This window comes from Dyadobacter sp. (assembly GCF_051859145.1).
Classification (GTDB): Bacteria; Bacteroidota; Bacteroidia; order Cytophagales; family Spirosomataceae; genus Dyadobacter.
Window position 1 is genome coordinate 1 of the sequence record NZ_JBHYGF010000281.1, and the last position, 5699, is coordinate 5699.

General features: G+C 46.4%; 4 protein-coding genes. 3 read left to right on the forward strand and 1 reads right to left on the reverse strand.

The window, feature by feature from the left end:
- On the reverse strand, positions 1–830 hold an 830-nt coding region (locus ACTIE6_RS16155), incomplete at its 3' end, for an endonuclease/exonuclease/phosphatase family protein (RefSeq protein WP_439557625.1).
- 164 nt (positions 831–994) lie between these two features.
- Between ACTIE6_RS16155 and rimP the strand changes: the two genes are divergently transcribed.
- From rimP to infB, 3 genes are all read left to right on the forward strand, one after another.
- Positions 995–1477 carry a ribosome maturation factor RimP gene (rimP, locus tag ACTIE6_RS16160; RefSeq protein WP_439557626.1) on the forward strand — a complete coding sequence of 161 codons (483 nt, stop codon included), beginning with the start codon at positions 995–997 and terminating at the stop codon, positions 1475–1477.
- A gap of 87 nt (positions 1478–1564) precedes the next feature.
- Positions 1565–2806, forward strand: a complete 1242-nt coding sequence (gene nusA, locus ACTIE6_RS16165) for a transcription termination factor NusA (protein ID WP_056290429.1) — start codon at positions 1565–1567, stop codon at positions 2804–2806.
- 73 nt (positions 2807–2879) lie between these two features.
- A partial coding sequence (gene infB / locus ACTIE6_RS16170; RefSeq protein WP_439557627.1) for a translation initiation factor IF-2 occupies positions 2880–5699 on the forward strand: 2820 nt, incomplete at its 3' end.

Sequence of the window (5699 nt, forward strand, 5' to 3'; positions counted from 1 at the left end):
TAGGGTGAATTATGCGCCCAGGATTGTACAGCTACAAGTTGTTCCGAGCGCTCTTTAAACCCGTCTTTCATTTTCCCGACAGTAGACTTGCCTTCTTTCATCATCCCCTCCATCTTCTTCTGATGCGCCAGCCTGCTGAGGTTCAAAGTCATTGAATATAAATGGAGCGCAATGATCCGGACTGTATCCTCACCTATCCTGATATCCGCTTGTATCATTCCATTTTGTGCCTGAAAAATCGTATCACGCTGGTTGATGATGGGATATTTTGAAAATAACGCCAGACCCAGGTACTGGCTTTTGTCCCGCTTTCTGATCTTCTCAAACTTAACAGAGTGGCGGTATCCGTGATTCCTGAAATATTCAGTGGTACGAAACAGCTTGATATCTTCATCGTAAAACTCGGGTATGCACAGGATGTCCGCATTTGTTGAAGCGATCCATTCTTTCATGCTTGCGATTTGCACCTTGGTCTCCGGATTACGGCGGTCCCCGTTGAGCATGAATGTGTGGGCATTGTAGCCGAGTACTTTAAAGGTTTTATGCTTGGTATCCTCGGGAGCTTCCTGGTTACCAAATGCAAAGGTTCGCGGCAGAAAAATACAGCCGACCGCAACTGCAAAAATTGGCAGAAGTGCTTTTTGCTTATCCATTAAAAACCAGATAGGTACAGAAGCAATATGCACGATCATCAAGACCGGAAATGACATCATCATGAAGCCGGAAAGCCAGCCGTCAAATGGAGTCCACAAAATCAATCCATAAACAAGGAAGGTGTAGAAGACAAAACACTTATATAGAAACCACAGAAACTTGGACAACCCTCTCATTACAAAATGGAATTTTCACAAAAATAGGCACTGTATATCAATTTTGAAGAGTTGCTGTCAGTTGTAGTTGTGATAAAATAGTTATATATTTGCAGGCAATTCTATTTTGATCGATTGATTGAGGGGGACATTAATCCCCTTTTTTATTTGCATTAAGGTCTTTCATGACAATAAAGGAACATTTAGAAGTCTTACTGGCTCCTCTGCTGGAAAAAGGTGATTGTTATTTGGTTGACATCATCAACAAACCTTCCAAGCTTAGCCAAAAAATAACGATACTTGTTGACAGTGACCAGGGCATTACTATCCAGCAATGCACCTCTATCAGCCGTCAGCTGGCCAAGCAGCTGGAAGAACTGGATCTCATTACGGAGGCCTACACACTCGAAGTTTCTTCGCCTGGCCTGGATCATCCATTGATCCTGCCTCGTCAATACACCAAAAATATTGGCAGAAACCTGAAAGTCACTTTAAAAACAGGTGAGGTGATAACCGGTAAGCTGACTGAGGTAACCGAGCAGGACATCACAATTGAGCTGCCGCTGCCAAAGAAAAAGGCAAAGGTTCCTGTTGAACCCGGCGAGATGGTCCGGAACATCGTCCTGAGCGATATTTCGAAGGCACTGGTTGAAATTTCATTTAAATAGAATTACAGGCCCGAATGCCGGAGCTGGCTTGTAATCAATGACATAATATGTATAACTTAGTATCAGCAAATATTCTTTAAATAAGCAATGGATAGCGGAATATTAATTGAATCATTCGCGGAGTTTGCAAACTCTAAAAACATCGATCGCCCGACGATGATCAGTGTTTTAGAAGAGGTTTTTCGTACGATGATTCGTAAAAAATATGGTACAGACGATAATTTCGATGTGATTATCAACCCGGAAAGCGGTGACCTTGAAATGTGGCGTACCCGCGAGATCGTTGACGATAATTCAGAGGATATCTGGGATTACAATAAAATACCACTTGCTGAAGCACGCAGGATACAAAGTGACTTTGAAGTGGGTGAAGAAGTTGCAGAGGAAGTTAAGCTGGTAGAATTCGGCCGCAGGCTCGTTCAAACCGCCCGCCAGACTTTGATCCAGAAAATCAAGGACATGGAAAAAGAAATCATGTTCGAGAAATATAAGGATCAGGTTGGTGAAATGATTACCGGGGAAGTGTATCAGACATTACGCCACGAGGTCATTATCATGGACTCGGAAGGAAATGAGCTTTCACTGCCCCGCAATGAGCAGATTTCAAAAGACAGGTTCCGCAAGGGAGAGTCTGTAAAAGCGGTGATTCACAAGGTGGAGATGAACAACGGTTCTCCTAAAATTACCTTGTCAAGAACTTCACCAGTATTCCTGGAAAGGCTTTTTGAAGTAGAGATACCTGAAATATATGACGGTATTATCTCCGTGAGAAGAGTAGTTCGTGAACCAGGTGAGCGCGCGAAAGTGGCGGTAGAATCTTACGACGACAGAATCGATCCGGTAGGTGCGTGCGTAGGTATGAAAGGATCGAGGATCCATTCGATTGTACGTGAACTTGGAAACGAGAACATAGATGTAATCAACTATACGGATAATCTTGAATTGTTGATCAGCAGAGCATTGAGCCCCGCGAAAGTGAGCTCGATGCAGATTGACAGAGATGCGAAACGCGTTTCGGTGTTCCTGAAACCTGATCAGGTTTCGCTTGCGATCGGTAAAGGTGGTCAGAACATCAAGCTGGCTGGTAAGCTGGTTGGAATGGAAATTGACGTGTTCCGGGATGTTGAAGAACAAAACGACGAAGACGTTGACTTGACTGAATTCTCTGATGAGATCGATGAATGGATCATCAGCGAGTTGCACAAGATCGGTTTGGATACTGCTAAAAGCGTACTTGCCCTGAGCAGAGAAGAACTTGTAAGAAGAACTGATCTCGAAGAAGCGACAGTGGAAGAAGTACTGGAAATCCTTCGTAAAGAATTTGAATAATAATAATTGGCGGCATCAATCGCTGTGATTGAAACTGCCACAATGCAAAACTTTTTTTCTATTAATTGCTAATATGGCAGAAGATAAAATGATGCGCCTTAGCCAAGTGGCACGGATCCTGAACGTGGGAATAACTACGATCGTGGATCATCTGTCTGCCAAAGGGTATAAGGTGGAAACAAACCCGAATACCAAAATTAATTCCGATCAAATCGAGTTTCTGGCGAAAGATTTCAAATCCGATGACCTGCGTTCGTCATTGTCTCAGAAACCTGCTGCGCCGCAAGAGGCTCCTGTTGAAATAAAAGAGGATAAAGTTAAAAGCGATGTTGACGGAATCTTGTATTTCCGCAATGCGCAGAAGGCAGAGGAAAAGCCGGTTGAAGAGCCACAAGCTCCTGCCGCCGCTCAGCCTGCTTTTGAAAACCGCCTGCCGGGAATTAAGGTAGTGGGTAAAATTGATCTTGACCAGAAACGGCAGGCACCTGCTCAGGCAGCGCCAGCACCTGTTCAAGAACAAAAACCTGCTGCTGAACCGGCACCGGCACCTGTTGCAAAAGAAACTCAGCCCACTCCTGCCCCTGTGAAGGAGCCGGAAGCTGCGCCCGCTCCTGTGGCAGCGCAACCAAAGGAAGAAGCTGCTCCTGTGGCACCAGTAACAGAGAAAAAAGAAGAGCCGCAACAGCCTAAACAAGAAAAAGCACCGGAACCAGCCGAGCCTGTGAAAGCAGCTACGCCGGAGAAGGAACCTACTGCTGCCGTTGAACCTGCACCAAGCACTGAACCTGTTGAAGCTTCTAAACCAGCACCTGCCGCTCCGGTTGCAGCTGCTGAAAGTGAACCAGCCGGATCTGAGCTGATTGAGGCACGCGGAGAACAGCTACGCGGATTGCGTGTGGTTGGAAAGATTGAGCTTCCTTCTGATAAAGCTAAAAAGAAAGATCCCGTTGCATCCAGCAGCGACACTGCTGCCGATAAAAAGCGCCGCAGAAAGAGAAAGCGGATCCGCGACGGAGCTGCCTTGCCAGGCGACAACAAACCGGCAACACCTGCTGCGAATGATGCTACCACCGGCAGACCACGTGAAGGAAGTGCATCCAATACAGCACGTCCGGGCACACCTGCTACCGGTACAACAGCACCGGGAACAGGCCAGGCAAATGCAAGACCAAATAATAATTCAAACACCAACAACAGAAGTGGTGCCGGCAATAACCGAAGAGGTGGCAGGCGCGAAGAAGTTTCTGACAAGGAGGTTTCAGATAATATCAAAGCCACAATGGCGCGTATGGGCGGTGGAAACACCAGAAATATGGCGCGTGGTGGAAAAGGTGGCCGTCGCCGTGACAGAGCAGATCAGAACGATGCAAATGGCTTCGGTGATGAGGAAACAAAAGTATTGCGCGTAACAGAATTCGTTTCCGCAAACGATTTGGCTTCATTGATGGACGTAACAGTTCAGGAAGTTATTTCAGTTTGTATGAGCATGGGTATGTTCGTGTCGATCAACCAGCGTCTTGATGCGGAAGCAATTACTTTTATCGCCGATGAATTTGGCTTTGAAGTTGCATTCATCTCTGCGGAAGAAGAAGTTCAGAACGATGTTCAGGAAGAGGTTGATGAGGAAGAAAGCTTAGTTGAAAGAGCACCGATTGTGACCATTATGGGTCACGTTGACCATGGTAAAACGTCGCTGCTCGACTATATCCGTCAGGAAAACGTAGCGAGCGGTGAAGCGGGAGGTATTACCCAGCACATTGGAGCATACAGTGTAAAAACCAGAACCGGCAAGCAGGTTACCTTCCTGGATACACCAGGTCACGAAGCATTTACAGCAATGCGTGCCCGTGGTGCGAACGTGACTGACGTTGTTATCATTGTAATCGCAGCGGATGACAGCGTTATGCCTCAAACACGTGAAGCGATCAACCACGCGCAGGTTGCAGGAGCGCCAATCGTATTTGCATTCAGTAAAGTAGATAAGCCAGGTGCCAATACCGAGAAAATTCGGGAGGAGCTTGCTAATATGAACTTGCTTGTTGAAGAATGGGGCGGTAAATACCAGACGCAGGAAATTTCATCCAAATCTGGTCTGGGTATCGACGAGCTGCTTGAAAAAGTATTGCTGGAAGCAGAACTTCTGGAACTGAAAGCAAACCCGAACCGCAGAGCTGTGGGAGCGGTAGTAGAAGCCTCGCTCGACAAAGGACGTGGTTATGTGACGACTATCCTGGTACAGACAGGTACATTGAAAGTGGGTGATGTGGTTCTCGCAGGCTCGCATTATGGTAAAGTGAAGGCGATGACCGACTACCTAGGTAAGCGGTTGAAAACAGCCGGACCTTCCACACCAGTGCAGTTGCTAGGACTTAACGGAGCACCGCAAGCTGGTGACAGGTTCAATGTTTTTGAAAATGAGCGTGATGCCCGTGATATTGCTACAAAACGTGAGCAAATCCAGCGCGAGCAATCTATCAGGACGCGCAAGCACATTACACTTGAAGAAATTGGTCGTCGTAAGGCAATCGGTAGCTTCCGTGAATTGAACCTGATCGTGAAAGGTGACGTGGATGGTTCTGTTGAAGCACTTTCCGATTCACTGCTGCAACTTTCTACTTCGGAAGTTCAGGTTAACATTATCCACAAAGCAGTAGGTCAGATTTCCGAATCGGATGTAAACCTTGCGATTGCTTCGGATGCGATTATCGTTGGATTCCAGGTGAGACCTTCTTCAAATGCGAAGAAAATGGCCGAGCAGGATCAGATCGAAATTCGTCACTATTCTGTGATTTACCAAGCTATCGATGAGATCAAGGATGCGATGACAGGTATGCTTGCTCCGACCATTGAAGAGATTATTACCGGTAACATTGAAATCCGTGAGGTGTTCAAG